The organism is Granulicella sp. L56 (assembly GCF_009765835.1).
Classification (GTDB): Bacteria; Acidobacteriota; Terriglobia; order Terriglobales; family Acidobacteriaceae; genus Edaphobacter.
In genome coordinates, this window is the sequence record NZ_LMUS01000001.1 from 1,252,708 (window position 1) to 1,270,891 (window position 18,184).

Below are 18,184 nucleotides of genomic sequence, written 5' to 3' on the forward strand. Positions count from 1 at the left end.
AGGGTAAAGCTCTGTGGATGAACCTGAGCAGGTACGGGAATCTCGTTGAAGGCAAAGATAGGCATTGACCTGCGAGTTGCAGATGTTTACTTTGTGGCTAATGGCTGACATGCAAACTATCTCGAGCGACATGGAGAGCGGGTCCACGGCGGCCCTCTCAATTTCGATGAACATCGGTACGACGATCCGGGGCTACCGTTTGCAGAAGGGCATGTCCCAGGGCGATATCGAAAAACGGACAGGGCTGTTGCGGTGTTATCTGTCGCGCGTGGAGAACGGGCATACGGTGCCGTCGCTGGAGACGCTGCAGAAGATCGCGCGGGCGCTCGATTTGCAGCTCTCGGAGTTCTTTGCCGAAGAGGTCATCGGGCGGGAGATGTCGTCGCTGAACCTGGGCGAGGACGAGATACGGTTTCTGACGCAGGTGCAGCGGTACTCGTCGCATTTGAGCGAGAGCGACCGGAGACTGCTGCTGGCCATGGTGAGGAAGTTCGCGCAGACGACGTTGAGCTAGCGCTTGGGTGCTTCATGCGCTGCCCATTCCGGGGCAATGGTCACCTCTAAATAATCACCATCCTGAAGCTTGAAGAGATCGCGCAGCTTTACGTCTGTGGCGATTTCTATGATGGTCTTCGGATGATCGCCTGTTCCATTCTCATTGGCGTCGGTTCTCAGCAGAAATGCTTTTCTGCCTTGAATGGAGCAGGGGACGATGCTGACGGATACTCTTCCGCCATACTCGGATGCTTCGAGCCGTATGACCTTCTGGGGTAAGGAATAGTCGGAGTCGAGCTTTAGATTCAGGGTTCCGGGATAGAGAACCATTCCGGTTTTGCGCTCGTAGTGGTCCTGAAGCTGGCCGATCCAGTAGGCAAAGCTTCCTACGCCGGAGACGACCTTTCCTCGCAACACCATCGCTGCTTCCTCCATGTTTTCAGGGTCTCAGTGCGGGCTGATTAGTGGAGGTTGGCGATCAAGTAGCCGAAGAGTGCGAGGCAGAAGGCGGCTCCGGCGAAGGTGATCTTCTGGCGCTGGAGGTAGCGGGTGCGGCCGGAGGTCATGCGCGGGATAAGGGGAACTCCCAGGGCGAGACCGGAGAGAAAGCCGCCGAGGTGGGCGAAGTTGTCGATGCGGACGACGGGGACGAAGAGGGTGGCTCCGCCGATGAGCAGGTTGATGGCGGAGAACCAGATGACCGACTTACGCAGCCGTTTGAGCTCGGACCAGGGGATGGGGAGCTTTTTGTTGCTGAGCAGGACGATCAGGATTCCGGCGATGCCGAAGACTGCGCCCGAGGCTCCAGCTCCCACGGAGTTGTCGCGGGTGAGCACATTGATAAAGAGGCTGAGGAGATTGCCCGAGATGCCGGTGAGGAAGTAGACGGCGACCAGGCCGAAGGGGCCCAGCAGCGGCTCGCCTAGAAGGCCGAGGTTCCAGAGGCACCACATGTTGGTGGCGATATGGATCAGGCCGACATGGACAAAGGTAGCCGTGATGAGGCGATACCACTGTCCGTGGAGGATGAGTAAGGGCTGGGCGGCGCCGAAGTGGATCAGGTCGCGGACGGTGGGCTCGCTGGGGGAGACGCCGCGAAGGACCATCCAGAGGTAAACGGCGCAGTTAATTCCGAGCAGAAGATAGGTTCCGGGGGTGACGAGGATGTTCCAGCCACGCTCGCGGGAGTTGGGGCGGGAGCGCTCGCGCTCATAGTCGGGGATGGGGGCGCGCTCGGGGGGGCCTCCGTAGGAGGGAGGAAGGAGTTCGCCTTCTGGTTGTTGGGTCGATGGCATGAGTTGTCTGTTCTACGCTATCGCGGCAAGGGGCGGATTACAAATCGGAAGTGGCGGGAAGGCCTGAAACTGATTTGGAAACAGCAACGGCAAACGGAACCGCAGGTTCTTCGGCTCGTGCTTAGCGCTCGCCCAGAATGACAGTATTGGGTGGAAGGAACCGATCAGGCGGCGTTTTTATGGAAACGCTCGCGGAGATCGGCCGGGATGTGCCTTTGGACGAATTCGCCAAGGAAGCCGGGCAGGGGGGTGGCGATGGCCACCAGAATCCAGATGAGGGTGGAGAAGACCATACCGGCCACGGCTACCGCTTCGAGAGAGATGGCGACGGCGTGGGTCTGGGTAAGGCGGACGTGCAGCGTGAAGATGTGGGTGATGAGCTCGACCCGGTGGATGACAACGGCTGCCAGAAGAAAAGCCAGGATAGAGAGGGTGCTGACGGCAATGAGAAGCACGTCGATGGAGCGGGCGACGGTCTGGCGACGGCGGCAGTGGGCGCACTCGACGAAGTGCTGCTCGTAGTCGGTGCGCATGGCCGGAGAGAGGGCCGAGATGTCATAACGCCACCCGGAGAGAATATTCCCTACGACCTGATCAGTGCAGGAAGATGAGTGCTGGCGGCGATTGCTGGGGAGATCTATCGCGGATTTTTCCATTTTTTATATTAACTTCATTCTAACTTGTTAGATAGCGAATGGTATTAGAAAGATTTATTTAGGGGTAATGGATTTGAGGCTATTTGGCGGAGAAGAAAAGGCAAAACTATAAAGTAATTGGCTCGAGCGGGGCAGATTGCATGGCGAGCAGAAGGCGGTTGCCTAGCAGCTTGGGGTGGCTGGCGAGGGCCTGTTCGGCGGCGATCCGGGCCAGCTCGGGAGCATTGTTGGACTCGGAGAGGTGGCCAAGAACGATGTAGGAGGCGCCGCCATCGTAGTCGGTGGAGAGGAACTCGGCCGTGGCGTGGTTCGACAGGTGGCCGACGCGGGAGAGGACGCGCTGCTTGACCGACCAGGGGTAAGGGCCGTCGCGGAGCATCTCGAGGTCGTGGTTGGACTCGAGCAGGAGAGCGTCGATGCGCTTGAGCGCTGCCTTGACGTTGGGAGGCATATAGCCGAGGTCGGTCGCGACGGCCATACGGAGCCCTTCGGCGGCGAAGACGAAGCCGCAGGGGTCGGCGGCGTCGTGGGGGATGGTGAAGGGGGTGATGTCGAGGTCGCCGATCGAGAAGCTGGTGCCAGAGTGGAAGTACTCCACCGCTGGAAGGTGAGCTGGGTTGGATTTGGCGGTGGGAGCCGGTTCACAGAGATCGGCGGAGACTTGATCTGGAGCTGCTTCGGCGGCGATATCCAAGTTGCCATCCAGATTGCCCTGAGTGACGGCGGCAGCGCGGACCTCTTTTTCCTGCTGGACGTGATCGAGCCACTTGGCGTAGGTCATGGTGGTTCGGGGAGTGACCATGCGGACCCAGGCGCGGTGGGTGGGCTCGGTGAGGTAGACGGGGATGTTCAGGCGGCGGGCGAGGACGGCGAGTCCGGCTACGTGGTCGATGTGCTCGTGGGTGACCAGGATGGCGTCGAGGGTGGCGGGGTCTTCTCCGGCGAGGGCCATGCGCTTGAGGAGTTCGCGGCAGGAGAGGCCGGCATCGACGAGGACGCGGGTACGGGAGGAAGAGATGACGGTGCTGTTGCCTTTGGAACCCGAGGCGAGCACTGTCATACGCATCATTCGTCTACGATACGCCTGTTGGTTGTGGGTTTTGTGGGTGGATGTGCCGGGGATGGTTCGGGGGGGAAGAACCCACGTCCCAGAGGCGGGACGTGGGGCACCCAATTTCTTGCCGATGCTATTTTTCGCGGAGCGGGGCGAGGAAGTTGACGGTGCTGCGCAGGACGACCTCGTTGTTCTGGTTGAAGGCGAGGGTGCGGGTGCGGACGACGCCGTAGTGTTTGCGCGAGTTCGACTGGCGGACGCCGATGACCTCGATCTCGGTGTGAATGGTGTCGCCGGGGCGCACGGGCAGAGTCCAGCGCATCTCCTCGACCCCGGCGCCGATCATGCCTCCGGCGACGGTGATGTTCTGCACGCGGAGGCGCATGACGATAGCGGCGGTGAGCCAGCCCGAGGCGGCTAGGCCCTTGAAGAAGGAGCCTTCCCCGGCGGCTTCATCGAGGTGAAAGGGCTGCGGGTCGTACTTCTGGCCGAACTCTTTGATCTCTTCCGTGGTTACCTTGGCTCCGCCGATGGAGTGAAACTTTTGACCGACGTAGAAGTCTTCGAAGTAAAGCTCTTGCGGCATGTGTTCTCCCTTGTATCCCCGTTGATGAACTTAGTTATAAATTATCAGGGACTGGGAAATATCGTGCATTGCACGCAGGGAATACGACGACTCTGAATGGATAGACTCAACTGCATGATCGTGTCCGCTGGCAGGATGAAACGCGCTACCTTCCAACTTTTAGCGTGCATTGCAACATGCATCACCGTCATCAATGGCCAGCAAACCAGACCCTCAATTACATTTGCGGTTTCCACGGTCAAACCTAGCCAATCGCAAGGATGGAGGTTGCAGCCCACACTCAATGGGTACACCGCCATGGGCGTATCGCTTTTTCAGATGATTCAGGAAGCTTATGGAATCTACCAACCGGATAGACTCTCGGGCGGCCCTGCATGGATTGACGCAAGCAAATTTGACCTCGAAGCGAAGATGGAGGACGCGGATGTGTCTGTTTATCGCGGCCTCACGCTGGAGCAACGCCACCAGATGCTCCAGGCTTTATTGGCAGATCGGTTCAAGCTTGTCGTCCACCATGAACTCAAAGAGTTTCCTGCCTATGCGCTCGTAGTTGCGAAGAGCGGTCCGAAGCTGCACGCGGCGACACTCGAACAGACGACGCCCGACGGCGACATCAAGGGCATCACTGGATTAGTGACACAATCGCAACGAGGCCTTCTTGCGGTGCAGGGATTTTCTATGGAAGGTCTCGCAAGCTTGCTGTCAGGTTATGGCGACGTTGGCCGCAAGGTCGTCGACAAAACCGGCTTGAAGGGTCGCTATGACTTCACTTTGCGATGGGCTCCGAATGACAGAGCGATCACCGCATCCGACGCCTCGGGACCATCTATCTTTACGGCGATACAGGAAGATCTTGGACTGAAACTGGAACCCAGCCGAACCATGCTCGATACCATCGTCGTGGATCATGCCGAGAAACCTACCGAAAATTAGCTCGCGGTACTTATCCTTGCGTCGATACCCCAAGAGTTAATAGGTATAGAAGCCGCGGCCGGACTTGCGGCCCAACCAGCCCGCATCGACCATCCTGATAAGCAAAGGGCAGGGGCGATATTTAGGGTCGCCCTGCGCTTCGTGGAGGACGCGCATGATGTCGAGGCAGACGTCGAGGCCGATGAAGTCGGCCAGCGTGAGCGGCCCCATCGGGTGGGCCATGCCGAGGACGAACACCTGATCGACGGCCTCGGCGGTGGCTACGCCTTCCATGACGGTGAAGATGGCCTCGTTGATGAGCGGCATCAGCACACGGTTGGAGACGAAGCCTGCGGCGTCGTTGACCGCGATGGGAGTCTTGCCGAGGGCTTCGGCGAGCGACTTGACGGTGTCGAAGGTCGGCTGCGAGGTCTGGAGGCCACGGATGACCTCGACCAGAGGCATCACCGGGACGGGATTGAAGAAGTGCATCCCGATGACCTGCGTGGGGCGGCTGGTTTGCGCGGCCAGCTTGGTGATGGAGATGGAGCTGGTGTTCGAGGCGAGGATGGCTTCGGCGGGCAGGATACGGTCGAGGTCACGGAAGAGCGCGGACTTGATCTCGAATTTTTCTGTGGCAGCCTCGATGGCGAGGGTGCAGGCGTTGAGGGCTTCGCGGTCGGTGGTGAGGGTGACGCGGAAGAGGGCTTCGGCTGCCTGCTGCTCAGTCAGCTTTTGTTTGCTGACCTCGCGGGCGAGATTCTTTTCGATGGTGGCGAGGCCGCGGTCGAGGAAAGACTGCTGGAGGTCGCAGAGCAGAACATGGAAACCGGAACGGGCACAGACGTGGGCGATGCCGTTGCCCATGGTTCCTGCGCCGAGGACTGCGATGGTTTGGGGTGGCTGCATAGGCGGTTCTTATCTGACGTTGAAGTGTAGCAGTTGGGGTAGAACAGGCAACTACCCGTGGGTTGAGAGCATCGACCCCACCCTTCGCAAAGTACGCGAAGGATGGGGCACCCGGCGGCAATTGTAGAAGCAAGTACAAAGCCGGTCCTCCCGCTTCGCGGAAGGATGACAAGGTTTTCGGCAGGGGGAGACAGGGGTTCAGGGGACGGCTATGAGCAGGACGGTGGTGTTGTCGTGGCCGCCGTTGTGGTTGGCAGCGGCGATGAGGACCTCGCAGGCCTGGTTGAGGGCGGCCCGTGTGACGGGCGAGGGGATGGCGGCGAGAATGGACTCGATTTCGATGTCGGAGACGTCGTGGGTAAGGCCGTCGGAGGCGAGCAGATAGAGATCGCGAGGCTGGAGGTGGTGGCGCTGAATCTCGGGCTCGATGCCGGGGCGGGAGCCGATGGCGCGGGTAATGAGGTTGCGCATGGGAGAGATGGCAGCCTGCGCGGGGGTGATCTGACCGGCGCGGAGCTGCTCTTCCACAAGAGAGTGGTCGTGGGTGAGCTGTTGCAGATGGCCGTAGCGGAGGCGGTAGCAGCGGCTGTCGCCTACGTGGGCGAGCCAGATGGAGGCGGCGATGTCCGCGACGGGAGCGAGGAGAGCGACCAGCGTGGTGCCCATGCCGGAGAACTTTGAGGATTGGCGGGAGTGCTGGTAGACCGCCTGATTGGCCGCGAAGACAGCGGTGCAGAGACGCTCCTGCGGGCTGACAGCGTGGCTGCCGTTGCCGTTACCGTTGCCATTGCCGGTGGGCAGACGCAGATGGCTGAGGAAGGTCTCGGCGGCGAGGTGGCTGGCGACCTCGCCGGCGGCGGCCCCCCCCATGCCATCGCAGACGACGAAGGCCCCGGTTTCTTCGCAGGTGGCGCAGGCGTCCTCGTTGCCGCGGCGGACGAGGCCCCGGTGAGACAACATCGCGTGGATGAGTTGATTAGCCGACATAGATTCAGTTGAAAATCTTTTGCACAAAACCATACACGGTGAAGCGCCGAAGGCCAAGGCTGGGTTAGTTTAGGGGCTGAGGCAAAGCGACGGATGAACCGGATTGTGCAGGGGGACAACCTCGAAATTTTGCGGGGGATAAAGGCGGAATCGGTGGAGTTGATCTATATCGACCCGCCATTTAATACAGGCAAACGGCAGGCCCGGACGCAGATGAAGACCGTGCAGGATGCGACCGGCGACCGCGTCGGCTTTGGCGGGCGGCGCTACCGGACCGAGGTGTTGAAGGTGCAGGCAGGCGGCTCGGGGTACGGCGACCAGTTCGACGACTTTCTCGGTTTCCTGCGACCCCGGCTGGAGGAGGCCTACCGTGTGCTGTCGGCAACGGGATCGCTGTTCTTCCACATCGACTATCGCGAGGTGCACTACTGCAAGGTGATGCTCGACGAGATCTTTGGGCGTACGAGCTTTCAGAACGAGATCATCTGGGCCTACGACTACGGCGCGCGCGCCAAGAAGCGCTGGCCCGCCAAGCACGACAATATCCTCTGGTACACCAAGGACCCGGAGCGGTACACCTTCAATCTGGAGGAGTGCGACCGGATTCCCTACATGGCCCCCGGCCTGGTGGGAGCGGAGAAGGCGGCCAGGGGAAAGACGCCGACGGACGTCTGGTGGCACACCATCGTTTCGCCAACCGGCAAGGAGAAGACCGGCTATGCGACGCAGAAGCCGCTGGGAGTACTGGAGCGGATTGTGAAAGTCCACTCGAATCCGGGAGAGCTGGTGCTGGATTTTTTTGCCGGAAGCGGGACCATGGGAGAGGCGGCGGCGAAGCATGGGCGCAGCTTCGTCATGGTCGACGAGAGTGCGGACGCAGTAGCGGTGATGGAGAAGCGACTGAAAAAGTACGCCCCCAAGAGAAAGAAGGCGGCTCCGCGCAAAAAGCGATTGAAAACCGATTGAGCCGCCTCTGCTAGTCGAGGTTATTTCTCCTGTTTCGGGAATCGCTGACCAGCACCCGGCAGTATGGGCTTGGGCAGCGAGGAGGCTCCGTACTTCGCCAGGTTGAGCTGGGTTGCGGTATCGGGCAACTCGGGCGACCTTCGACTCGCTTCGTTGAAGCGAAACGTCTCGCTGAGATTGCGGAAGGTGCGTCTACGCCAGGGGCTGATGTTGGGCTCGCGGACGCCGGTAAACTCCTCCAAAAATTGCAGGACAGAGGTATGGTCGAACTGCTGGCTGCATACGTGACCGCCAGTCGTCCAGGGCGAGATGACGATGCAGGGCACACGGAATCCCGCGCCGATAGGGAGACCGTCGATAAACTCAAGCGGCGTGCCCTCAGGGGGAGTGGGCGGCGCGACGTGGTCGAAGATGCCATCGTTTTCGTCGTAGTTGAGGATGAAGGCAGTCTTGGCCCACACGTCCGGATTGGCGGCAATCGCATCGATCTTGCTAGCCACAAAAGCTGCGCCGTCGGCGGGCATGTGGTCCGGGTGTTCCGATTGAAAGCTGGTGGGAATGATCCATGAGACTGCGGGCAGCCTGTCGTTGATGGCGTCATATTCGAACTGCCCTTCCGCGCCGCGCACCATGGCTTTTTGATAGAGCGGCGAGCCGAGGGGCGCGTCCTGAAAGACCTTGAACGTCTCCAGAAGGTTGCAGCCGTAGTTGTCCTGCTGCTGGTAGACCTTCCAACTGATGCCGGCCTTCTCCAGCCGCTCGGGATAGGTCGTCCAGGCGTATCCACCCTCCGGCGTCACGTTGTGGACGATCGGGCCGCCATGCCGTCCCTCGGGATCGATGGTACCGGTCATCCAATACATCCGGTTGGGCCAGGTCGGTCCCAGCAGTGAGCAGTGATAGGCGTCACAGATGGTGAAGGTCTCCGCCAGCGCGAACTGGAAGGGGATGTCTTCGCGCGTGTAGTAGCCCATGCAGTAGGGGCCGTGGAGTCCGTCGGCCTTGCGATGCGCCTGCAACCACTGGTCCATGCGGCCGTTGTTCCAGGCCTCGTGCTGCACCGCCCAGGCGTGGCTGGTGGAGGGGATCTTCTGCGCGCTGGTCGAGCGGGTGTCGAGATGAAACGGCAGCGTATATCCATCGGGGTTGACGATGTCCGGCTGATAAAACACGGATTTGCCGGTGGAGAGTTGCAACGCATGAGGATCGCTGAAGCCTCGGACGCCGGGCAGCGTGCCGAAGTAATGATCGAACGACCGGTTCTCCTGCATCAGCACGACGACGTGCTTGATGTCGCGCAACGAGCTGTGCCGGGGCCGCCACAAAGCCAATGCGCGTTGCAGATTTGGAGGCATCAGGGTCGAAGCGGCAGCGGCAGCCGCGACCTTCGAGGCGCTCTTCAACAATTGGCGGCGGTTGAATCTGGCAGGCGTCACAACAGGTGGAAACTGATCCCTCGTATCACTCATGAATCTGCGATCTTCCCTTCATTTCGAGATGATGCCGACCGTACCAGGCATTGGTGATGCTGACTTCTTTATTGCACCGGACCACATTTGTTCGCAAGCGCAGTAATTTTCCGCCGCTCCGATGGGATTCACCATACCGGAGCAGTATTACAGAATGATGGGCACTCCCTTGGAGCCTCTTCCCTTTTTGCGGCTTACGGCAGGAAGCATCGTAGAATCAGACGATGAAATATCTGGTGGCGTTGCTGGCGTTGGCAGGGTTGGCGGTAAGCGTAATGGGACTTCGGATCCACAACATGGACCCGGCGAAGGCACCTCCTTGTGCCATCAGCGAGCACTGGGACTGCGGCTCGGTGAACCATAGCCGGTTTGCGGTGTTTCCGGCCAAGACGTTCGACGAGGCTCCAGGGAAGATCCATATTCCCGTGGCGACGGTGGGGATTGTAGGCTATGCCCTGATCGCCCTGCTGGCGCTGATGGACCGCTGGTGGCTGGTGTTTGAAGCGGCGCAACTTGGATTCATGTGCGCCTCGTTTTTGAGCTACCTCGAAGCGTTTGTGATGGAGAAGTGGTGCATCTACTGCGTGTGGTCGTGGGGCATTATGACCGCAATTCTGGTGTTGACGATTGGGTGGCTGGTGTATCGGCGGCGAGGCGGAAGAGTGGCCTGGAATCAATAGGGGAATCTATGTGGCCTAAATTGTTTGCACAGTTGTTCGAGCTGCTTCCGCACATCACGCGGCTGGTGCCGATGGCGGATAAATATTTTTCGTCTCGGACGTCCTCAGAGAAGGCCACCGAGGCCGCCATGGTGGCGATGGCCGAGGGCGTGCGCGGCGATCTGGGTCAGGTGACCAAAGCCCATGCCGGGCTTTATCAGCAGTTGCAGGAGCAGAGTGGACAGATCGCGGAGGTCTCCGCTGAGGTGAAGCGCATGGGTGCGGCGCTGGAACGGGTGACGGCGCTGGAGTTGCAGGTGGTGGCTCTGGGGTGGTGGGTGAAGGTTGGGGTTTCGCTGATTGTGGCTCTGCTGGTGGCGGTGATTGTTTTGCTGGTGCGCCGGTAGAGTGGGCACCCAACTTTATTGTGTGTCAACCGGATAGAATCTGAGTATGGGGATTAGCCGGGAACAAGCTCTGGATTGCTTCAACAGCGACGATTTGATTGGGATTGGGATGGAAGCCGATGCGATGCGGCGAGAGCTGCATCCGGAAGGCGTGGTGAGCTATGCCATCGACCGCAGGATCGATGGTGCGACTGCGCCGTTTGAGACGATCTGCGAACAGATTCGGGAGACCGTCGAGAGGGGCGGGACGGGCGTTACTCTGCGCGGAGACCTCGGCACAGAACAAAAGATCGATTGGTACGAGCGGCTGTTCGCTGGAATACGCGAGCAGTTCCCCGCTGTTTGGCTGCACTGCCTTTCGGCGAGCGAGATTCTGGCAATTGCGAATGCCTCGGGGTTGACCGTGCGGGACGCGATCCTGCGGCTACAAGAGGCAGGGCTGGGATCGATTCCGGGAGACGATGCGGGGATTCTCGATGACGCGGTGCAGCAGGGCGGCGCTCGCGGCAAGGCGACGGTGGCAGAGTGGGTCTCAGTGCATCGCACAGCGCATGAGCTGGGGATGCGGACGACTGCCGCGATGACGTTTGGCGCGGGCGAGAGTTTTGAGCAACGGCTGAACCATCTGGAAGTTGTGCGACAACTACAGGAGGAGACGGGCGGGTTTACCGCGTTTGCTCCGGTGAGCTTTCAGCCGCGCAAGGCAGGCGTGAGCGGCTTTGAAGAAGCTACCGCTGTGGAGTATATGAAGACGCTGGCGGTATCGCGGATCGTTCTGGACAATGTGGAGAATGTGCAGGCCGACCTGGAGACGCAGGGGCTGAAGGTCTTGCAGATGGCGCTGCGATTCGGCGGGAACGACGTGGGTTCGGTACCGCTGAATGGGTCCGACGATACGACCGAGGAAGATCTGCGCCGGGTGATTCGCGGCGCAGGGTTCAAGCCGGTGCAGCGGGATACGTTGTACCGGACGATGTTCCTGGGCTAACCAGGTCTGTCGCGGCCTGGATTCGCGTAGAATCGGTTCAATACAGTAACCCCTTGCTGGAGCAGCCTCCTGTCTTCTTTCGTTCAATCGATTCCGTCTACGCTCGCCATGCTGGTGGCTCCGCATGGCTTTGGGCACTATTGGAAGACGCACTACGCCGACAAGACGTTCGAACACCTGTACCGGTGGAACACGTTCGATACGTGCATGTTGATTCCCTACTTCATCGTGATGGTGATCCTGGCGTTCTACGGCATTCACCGATATCAGTTGGTCTGGCTCTATTACAAGAACAAGAAGAACGCTGCGAAATGGGATGAGCCGCCGCGGTGGTTTGACGAAAGCGAGCTGCCGTTTATCACGGTGCAGTTGCCGATCTTCAATGAACAGTTCGTGATCGACCGGCTGTTCGAGGCGGTGTGCCAGCTCGACTATCCGCGCGACCGGTTTGAAATTCAGGTGCTGGACGACTCCACCGACGAGACCCAGGCCGTAGCACGTGAGATGGTGGAGCGGTATGCGTCCGGCGCGATGGGGATGCCGCCGCAGCCGATTGTGTATCTGCACCGGACGAACCGGCATGGATATAAGGCCGGGGCGCTGGATAAGGGACTGGATGTTGCCAGAGGCGAGCTGATTGCGATCTTCGACGCGGACTTTGTGCCTCCGCCGCAGTGGATCAGGCAGGTGGTGCATCATTTTTCTGAGCCGGGGATCGGCATGGTGCAGACGCGCTGGACGCACCTGAACCGGAACTACAGCTTTCTGACGCAGGTCGAGGCCATTTTGCTGGACGGGCACTTTGTGCTGGAGCATGGCGGGCGCAGCCGCGCCGGGGTGTTCTTCAACTTCAACGGCACGGCAGGCATGTGGCGGCGGCAGACGATCGGCGAGGCAGGCGGATGGCAGCACGACACGCTGACCGAAGACACCGACCTGAGCTACCGGGCGCAGCTCGTCGGATGGAAGTTCAAGTATTTGCAGGATGTGGAGTGTCCTGCCGAGCTGCCGATTGAGATGACCGCCTTCAAGACGCAGCAGGCGCGCTGGGCGAAGGGTCTGATTCAGACGGCGAAGAAGATTTTGCCGCAGGTGATGAAGAGCGATGCGCCGTGGCACACGAAGCTCGAGGCGTGGTATCACCTGACGGCGAACATCAGCTATCCGCTGATGATTGTGCTAAGCGTCTTGCTAATGCCGGCGATGATTATTCGAAGCTGGCAGGGCTATCTGCAGATGCTGCTGATCGACTTTCCGCTGTTCATGGCAAGCACTATGTCGGTCTCGACGTTCTATCTGGTGAGCCAGAAGGAGCTGTTTCCCAAGATCTGGTACAAGAGGGTCTTCTATGTGCCGTTTCTGCTGGCGCTGGGCGGCATCGGGCTGACGATTACCAACACCAAGGCCGTGATGGAGGCGCTGTTCGGGGTGAAGAGCGCTTTTGCCCGCACGCCAAAGTATAAGGTGCTCAAAAAGGGCGAGAAGTCGCAGGCCAAGGTCTACAGGAAGCGGCTGGGAATTGTGCCGTGGATCGAGCTGGCGCTGGGAGCCTACTTTGCCTGGACGGTCTGGTATGCGGTGTCTACCGAGAACTTCTTCACCGTGCCGTTTCTGCTGCTGTTCGTGTTCGGGTACTGGTATACCGGGTTGCTGAGCCTGCTGCAGGGCCGGTTTGAACGCAGCGGCAATGCCGGGCAGGAACTGCACGAGAAGCCCTATCCGATTGGGATTTGAGGATGCTTTGGAGCCGCGGTCGAGCCTCAGAGGACAGGCAACAGCAACGGAAAATTACGGGGGGCTTCGGGGCTTCGCTACGCTCAGAATGACAATGCCCTTGATCGCATCTCTGAACCGTTCTCAATCACATCTGTAACCTGTTTTAAGGGACCTCTGATTAAGTCTGTGTTTTGAAGGGGCGGGACTTTAGTGCTGCCGTAAATGCAATCAAATCAACCCGGCTTTAACCGCTGAGGGAATGCTTCGTACCTTAATCAGACCTTCCCTAAATCTTGTACGGAGATACAGAAAGGCCCGGCGAATTGCCGGGCCTTTCTACATTCGGTCCATCCGCCAGTTAGAAACGAATACCGAAGGTGACAGGGATATAAGTCGTCCGCGCGCTGGCTTGGGGGAAGGCGTTGAAGTAGCTGGTTTGTCCGCTGACGTCGTAAGGACGTGGTTTATTGTCGGTCCAGACATAGCGTGCCTCGCCGTAGAGGCGTGTGCCGGACCAGCGGGAGAGCTTATAGGTAAATCCGAAGCCGCCGTTCACGCCAAAGGCATTGCTGTTATACGTGTCGATGGGCTGGTTCGCCTGGTAGGTATAGCAGCCATAGTAAGGATCGCAATATTCGCCGATGGCCGGAGTCGTGAAGACTGTCGCTTTATGGTAGAAGCCGATGCCGCCAGTGACGTAGGCTCCCCAGGTATCAGAGGTGTAGTAGTTGACGATGGGATCGAGCGAAAACGACCAGTCGTGAATGTAGCCGTTGAGCTGAGTAAGAGATCCGCCAGTGGTGGGATCCTGCGCGCCGAGATCGTTGTAGAGGGCGAGCTGGCTGTTGAGAGTGTGGGTCTGGATGCCCAGCTTGTCGTAGTCAAACTGGAGCAGAACGCCAAGGGTCTTGTTGAAATTACGGCCGCCGCCGACCTGGAACTTCCAGCCGGGAGAGGCGTAGTTGTGCGTGCCGCCGCTGGGCAGAATAAAGCCGCCGCCGACCATGAAGGTGTACTTGTTGGAGCCGTCGGGATTGGTGTGGCTATCGGTGTAGTTGGGGCGGCGATAGCGGCGACGCGGCGGAGGCTGGAGGGCAGCGGCGGTGCTCATGTCGAAGCTTTCAATCGGCGCAGCCGTGTCGGAATCCGACGAGCTGGAACTGGAACTCGACGAGGCGAGATCGAGCGGCGCTATTAGGCTGGCCTGAAGATTGAGTGCAGGCTGTGCCGGTGCGGCTGCGATGGCCGGCTGCTGGGCCTGGAGGCCGAGCGTAGCTGCGGCGGTGAAGACGCCGAGGGCCGCGGTGCGAAGAAGGAGGGTGGAAAGGTGATTTTTACTGCTCCTGCTGATCGTCGTCTGCATCTTTAAGGCTCCCTTAGTTCTGCGAATGCTGATGGTTCTGCGAGTTCTTTGTAAATACTTCAACCCGGCTGATGTGCGCTTGTTGTGTAGGACGCTTAAAAATTGGTTTTGGATGAAAAAAGATGGATACGGGCATCCCGTTAGTACAGGATGCCCGTAGATTTAGGTCCGGCCAAGCGCTTTAGTGGATATCGAACTGCTCGGGGTGAAGGCTGGGGTCGGATTTGACGAGGATGGTCTTGCCGGCCATCTCTTCCATCTCCTGCAACCATTTCGTTGAAGATTTAAGCTGCTTGACGACATCGGGGTGGACGCGGAGCATGATGTCGCCGCGGTCGAGGTGCTTCTGCATCTTGCGCATCTCGACGTAGATGTCGTTGCAGACAGTGACCGGCGATTTGACCATGCCGGTGCCCACGCAGACGTTGCAGGTGGTCGAAAGCGTGCGTTCGAGCGACTGCTTGACCCGCTTGCGGGTGATGGCGACCAGGCCGAAGTCGTTGAATTGAAGCACCTTCGACGGGGCGCGGTCGCTCTTGAGCTCTTCTTCGAGGGCGGCCATGACCTTGTTGCGGTTCTTGCGTTCGTCCATGTCGATGAAGTCGATGATGATGATGCCGCCAAGGTCGCGCAGACGAATCTGGCGGACGATCTCGGGAATGGCGTCGAGGTTGGTCTTGACGATGGTGTCTTCGAGGCGAGCGGTCTTGCCGACGAACTTGCCGGTGTTGATGTCGATCGCGACCAGGGCTTCGGTCTGGTTGATGACGATCGAGCCGCCAGACTTGAGCCAGACCTTCGAGCGAAGGGCCTTGTTGATCTCTTCGGTGATGCCGAACTGCTCGAAGAGTGGGGTCTCCTTGGTGTAGAGCTTGACGCGCCGGATGAGCGACGGTTGGAAGCGCTGCAGGAAGCGCAGGACGCGCTCGTACTCGGTCTCGGTGTCGACCCAGATGGCGGAGAAGTTGTCGGTGACCTGGTCGCGAAGGATGCGCTCGACGAGATTCAGATCGTGGTAGATGAGGGCTGGGGACTTCGACGACTCGGAGCGCTGCTTGATGTCGGCCCAGAGATTAAGCAGGAAGCGAAGGTCGCTGCGGAGCTCTTCTTCGCTGGCACCCGATGCGGCGGTGCGAACAATGAAGCCGCCAGAGGCCTCGCCCTTTTCACTGAGGAGAATTTCTTTCAGGCGGCGACGCTCGCCGTCGGACTCGATCTTGCGCGAGACGCCGGTGTGGTTGACGGTCGGCATGAAGACCAGGAAGCGGCCGGGGAGGGCGATGTGCGAGGTAATGCGCGCGCCCTTCTTGGCGATGGGCTCCTTGGCGATCTGGACGAGGACTTCCTGGCCCGGCTTCAGCAGTTCGCTGATGGCGGGAAGGTTGGTCGTCTGCATGGAGTTGCGCCCTCCGCGCCGGTCGCGGCCTCCTCCGCTGCGTTCACGGTCACCTGCGCCGCCGGTATAGCGGGGACGGTCGCCACGGCCGCGTTCACCACGGCGGCCGTCGCGGCGGCCACCATCGCGGCGGCTGCTCTTGCGCTCGCCGTCGCGGGGACGCTCGGAGCCCGGGGTCGCCGCCTGCGAGTGTTCAGAACCATTCGCGGAGGGCTCGCCGTCTTCGTTGGCCTCTTGGTGAAGGTCTTCGTCTTCCGACTCATCTTCAGAATCAGAATCGGAGTCTTCGAGGTCCTCTTCGTATTCGTGGGTGCCGTCGTCGAAGGAGTCCTCTTCTTCGAGGTCGTCTTCCTCGTCAACCTCGTCAACGCTGTTGCCGGAGTTGGTGATCTCGTCGATGGACATCTCGCGGATCATGGTGCCGAGGTCGGCCGCGCCTTCCAGGGTCTCCTCTTCGCCGAAGTCATCGATCTCTTCGAACGAGCTGGCCTGAAGGGTGGTTGCGTAGTCCTCGTCTTCGATGACCTCTTCTTCGAGTTCGCCTGCGCCGGGAGCGAAGTGATGATGAGCCGGCTCAATGCCGTCTTCGACGACGTTCTCGACATGATTGGCGATGACAGTTTCATGCTGTAGCGGAGAGGCCGGTTCGATAGCCTGCTCGGGCGTGAAGGCCGCGACCGGAGCTTCGGTCTCCATCTCGCCGGTGGCGTGGATGGCGGTGATCTCATGGGCTGCGGGTTCTTCCGCGGGCTCGGCGATCTGTTCGGTGGTCTCTTTTACAGGCTCTTCAATGACCGGCGCGCTCTGGCGGAACTCGCTGGGAGCGACCGGATCGACGCGATAGGAGGCGGAGGCCTCGGTGGGCTCGTACTCGGTTGGAACGGCTGCATGGGCCGGTGCGGCTGCGGACTGCTCGACAGGCTCGGCCTCTGCGGCTGCGGGCGCTACGGCTTGCGGCTCGACGTGGGGTTCAATGTGATCGTTGCGAAGGCTGGCCTGAGAGTCGACGCGATGTTCAGCGCGCGGCTCCTGGCGCGATTCACGCGATTCTGAGCGGCGGTGACGGGAGAGTGTCTCGCCGGGGAGCGTCGCTCCGCCATCCCAGCCGGTAGGAACCTCGTAGCCAGGAGAGGATGCAAGGATAATGGTCGGTTCGGCGGCCTTGGCTGTCTCAGGCTGCTCGCCGTCTTTACGGTACTTCGAAAGCGATTCACCGGGGAGCACGATTGGCTCGGGTGCGGAGCCATCCGCGGCTGCTGCTGACTCGTTGTGAGTGTCGTCTACACCGTAGAGAGAGGTGCGGGGAGCGAAGCCGCGAGGGGCACGGCCCTGGCCACGGTCACGTCCGCCACGGTCATTGCGGCCTCCGCGGTCGTTACGACCGCCACGGGCTCCACGATCTCCCCGCTCGTTGCGGCTATTGCGGTCGCCGCGGTCGGTGTTCTCCTGTGTGGATTCTGGCTCGGGATAAGCGGCAGGAATTGGGGCGGAGTTGCGGGGAGCGGCCTGTTCGGCTGCGCCTTCGAGGTCGAGGTTGGAGTCGTACTCGCTCTCGCCCTGCTCCTCTGAATTGGGAGCGGCGAACTCTGGTTGTGCATCCGCGTTGACGGGCTGTGCGGCGGCGTCACGCTGACCGGGGCGGCCACGGCGGCGGCCACGACGGCCACGCCAGCGGCGGCTTCCATCGGCACCGGGAGCGCCTTCGCCGATCTCACCGTCGTCGCGAGGTTCAGCAGACAGGGTGTCCGGATGCGGGCCGAAGTCGCTCTCCTGGTCGAGGTCCATGGGGGCCTCTGCGTTTTCTGCGGGCGAAGTATTTTCCGGGCTGGGCTGGCGGTCGCGATTGCCTCGGCGGCGATCGTTGCGGCCACGGCCACGGTCGCGGCCTCCACGCTCGGAGCGGTTGCCGGACTCCTCAGAGGAAGCGGCGGGAGCGGCAGGGGTGCCCTCAAGAATGACGGGCGTCTCGCGGTTGCCGCCGCGGCGGTTGTCGCTGCGGGAGTGGTCGCCGCTGGTGTCGAAGTCGGCGGAGTCGCCTGCTTCTTCCATGAAGTCGGTGATGTAAAGGAAGGCGTCGCGCTCGAGGCCGATGTCCACAAAGCTGGACTGCATGCCCGGCAGGACGCGGGTGACGCGTCCGTTGTAGATGGAACCGGCGAGGGTGTACTCGTTCTCGCGCTCGTAATAGATTTCGGTGAGGTCGTCGTTTTCGACGATGGCGAGCCGCGTCTCGTGCGGCGTGCTGGATATATAAATTTCTTTCGACATGCTCTTACTCTTTCTGCCCGCCCTGGTTGAGGCGCGAGCGGCAGACGAGACAGAGAGC

The 18,184-nt window shown here is 60.4% G+C and carries 16 protein-coding genes and 1 pseudogene; 8 read left to right on the forward strand and 9 right to left on the reverse strand.

What is annotated here, in order from left to right; all coding sequences use genetic code 11:
• Nucleotides 1-109: 109 nt before the first annotated feature.
• Nucleotides 110-514, forward strand: coding sequence for a helix-turn-helix domain-containing protein (locus GSQ81_RS05230; protein WP_254059999.1), 405 nt, complete (start codon nucleotides 110-112; stop codon nucleotides 512-514).
• On the opposite strand, the gene GSQ81_RS05235 is transcribed toward GSQ81_RS05230, so the two are convergent.
• The 5 genes from GSQ81_RS05235 to GSQ81_RS05255 all read right to left on the reverse strand — a co-directional run bounded on the left by GSQ81_RS05235 (nucleotide 511) and on the right by GSQ81_RS05255 (nucleotide 4,086).
• Entirely contained in the window at nucleotides 511-930 is a 420-nt protein-coding gene (locus tag GSQ81_RS05235) for a CTP-dependent riboflavin kinase (RefSeq protein ID WP_254060000.1), read from the reverse strand. The genes GSQ81_RS05230 and GSQ81_RS05235 overlap by 4 nt on opposite strands.
• 26 nt (nucleotides 931-956) lie before the next feature.
• Entirely contained in the window at nucleotides 957-1,790 is an 834-nt protein-coding gene (locus GSQ81_RS05240) for a rhomboid family intramembrane serine protease (protein ID WP_158909607.1), read from the reverse strand.
• 164 nt (nucleotides 1,791-1,954) lie between these two features.
• The gene (locus tag GSQ81_RS05245; RefSeq protein WP_158909608.1) at nucleotides 1,955-2,446 is read right to left on the reverse strand and encodes a hypothetical protein; all 492 of its coding nucleotides are present in this window, start codon (nucleotides 2,444-2,446) and stop codon (nucleotides 1,955-1,957) included.
• A gap of 106 nt (nucleotides 2,447-2,552) precedes the next feature.
• Nucleotides 2,553-3,515, reverse strand: a complete 963-nt coding sequence (locus tag GSQ81_RS05250; protein ID WP_158909609.1) for an MBL fold metallo-hydrolase — start codon at nucleotides 3,513-3,515, stop codon at nucleotides 2,553-2,555.
• Between the two features lie 118 nt (nucleotides 3,516-3,633).
• Nucleotides 3,634-4,086 (reverse strand): MaoC family dehydratase, encoded by a 453-nt coding sequence (locus GSQ81_RS05255; RefSeq protein WP_158909610.1) that lies wholly within the window; start codon nucleotides 4,084-4,086, stop codon nucleotides 3,634-3,636.
• Nucleotides 4,087-4,221: 135 nt separating this feature from the next.
• Between GSQ81_RS05255 and GSQ81_RS05260 the strand changes: the two genes are divergently transcribed.
• The gene (locus GSQ81_RS05260) at nucleotides 4,222-5,019 is read left to right on the forward strand and encodes a TIGR03435 family protein (protein ID WP_256369658.1); all 798 of its coding nucleotides are present in this window, start codon (nucleotides 4,222-4,224) and stop codon (nucleotides 5,017-5,019) included.
• 36 nt (nucleotides 5,020-5,055) lie between these two features.
• On the opposite strand, the gene GSQ81_RS05265 is transcribed toward GSQ81_RS05260, so the two are convergent.
• A complete protein-coding gene (locus GSQ81_RS05265) occupies nucleotides 5,056-5,907 on the reverse strand; it encodes a 3-hydroxybutyryl-CoA dehydrogenase (protein WP_158909612.1) in 852 nt (283 codons plus the stop codon).
• A gap of 198 nt (nucleotides 5,908-6,105) precedes the next feature.
• On the reverse strand, nucleotides 6,106-6,894 hold the full coding sequence (locus GSQ81_RS05270) for a PP2C family serine/threonine-protein phosphatase (RefSeq protein WP_158909613.1): 789 nt from the start codon (nucleotides 6,892-6,894) through the stop codon (nucleotides 6,106-6,108).
• Between the two features lie 93 nt (nucleotides 6,895-6,987).
• Between GSQ81_RS05270 and GSQ81_RS05275 the strand changes: the two genes are divergently transcribed.
• Nucleotides 6,988-7,860: a site-specific DNA-methyltransferase gene (locus tag GSQ81_RS05275; protein WP_158909614.1), complete on the forward strand. Its 873-nt coding sequence runs from the start codon at nucleotides 6,988-6,990 to the stop codon at nucleotides 7,858-7,860.
• A 20-nt stretch (nucleotides 7,861-7,880) separates the two neighbouring features.
• Here the strand turns inward: GSQ81_RS05275 and GSQ81_RS05280 are convergent, their stop codons facing one another.
• Complete coding sequence (locus GSQ81_RS05280) at nucleotides 7,881-9,329, reverse strand: alkaline phosphatase family protein (RefSeq protein WP_158909615.1); 1,449 nt, start codon at nucleotides 9,327-9,329, stop codon at nucleotides 7,881-7,883.
• A 224-nt stretch (nucleotides 9,330-9,553) separates the two neighbouring features.
• Between GSQ81_RS05280 and GSQ81_RS05285 the strand changes: the two genes are divergently transcribed.
• The 5 genes and pseudogenes from GSQ81_RS05285 to GSQ81_RS20330 form a co-directional block, all read left to right on the forward strand.
• A complete protein-coding gene (locus GSQ81_RS05285; protein ID WP_158909616.1) occupies nucleotides 9,554-10,009 on the forward strand; it encodes a vitamin K epoxide reductase family protein in 456 nt (151 codons plus the stop codon).
• Nucleotides 10,010-10,017: 8 nt separating this feature from the next.
• The gene (locus tag GSQ81_RS05290) at nucleotides 10,018-10,395 is read left to right on the forward strand and encodes a hypothetical protein (protein WP_158909617.1); all 378 of its coding nucleotides are present in this window, start codon (nucleotides 10,018-10,020) and stop codon (nucleotides 10,393-10,395) included.
• A gap of 46 nt (nucleotides 10,396-10,441) precedes the next feature.
• Nucleotides 10,442-11,383, forward strand: coding sequence for a radical SAM protein (locus tag GSQ81_RS05295; RefSeq protein ID WP_158909618.1), 942 nt, complete (start codon nucleotides 10,442-10,444; stop codon nucleotides 11,381-11,383).
• Nucleotides 11,384-11,491: 108 nt separating this feature from the next.
• Entirely contained in the window at nucleotides 11,492-13,117 is a 1,626-nt protein-coding gene (locus GSQ81_RS05300) for a cellulose synthase family protein (RefSeq protein WP_158909619.1), read from the forward strand.
• Nucleotides 13,118-14,182: 1,065 nt separating this feature from the next.
• Nucleotides 14,183-14,314, forward strand: a pseudogene (locus tag GSQ81_RS20330) (hypothetical protein); the annotation flags it as partial.
• Between the two features lie 329 nt (nucleotides 14,315-14,643).
• On the opposite strand, the gene GSQ81_RS05310 reads toward GSQ81_RS20330, so the two are convergent.
• A complete protein-coding gene (locus GSQ81_RS05310; RefSeq protein WP_158909620.1) occupies nucleotides 14,644-18,126 on the reverse strand; it encodes an Rne/Rng family ribonuclease in 3,483 nt (1,160 codons plus the stop codon).
• Nucleotides 18,127-18,184 lie beyond the last annotated feature (58 nt).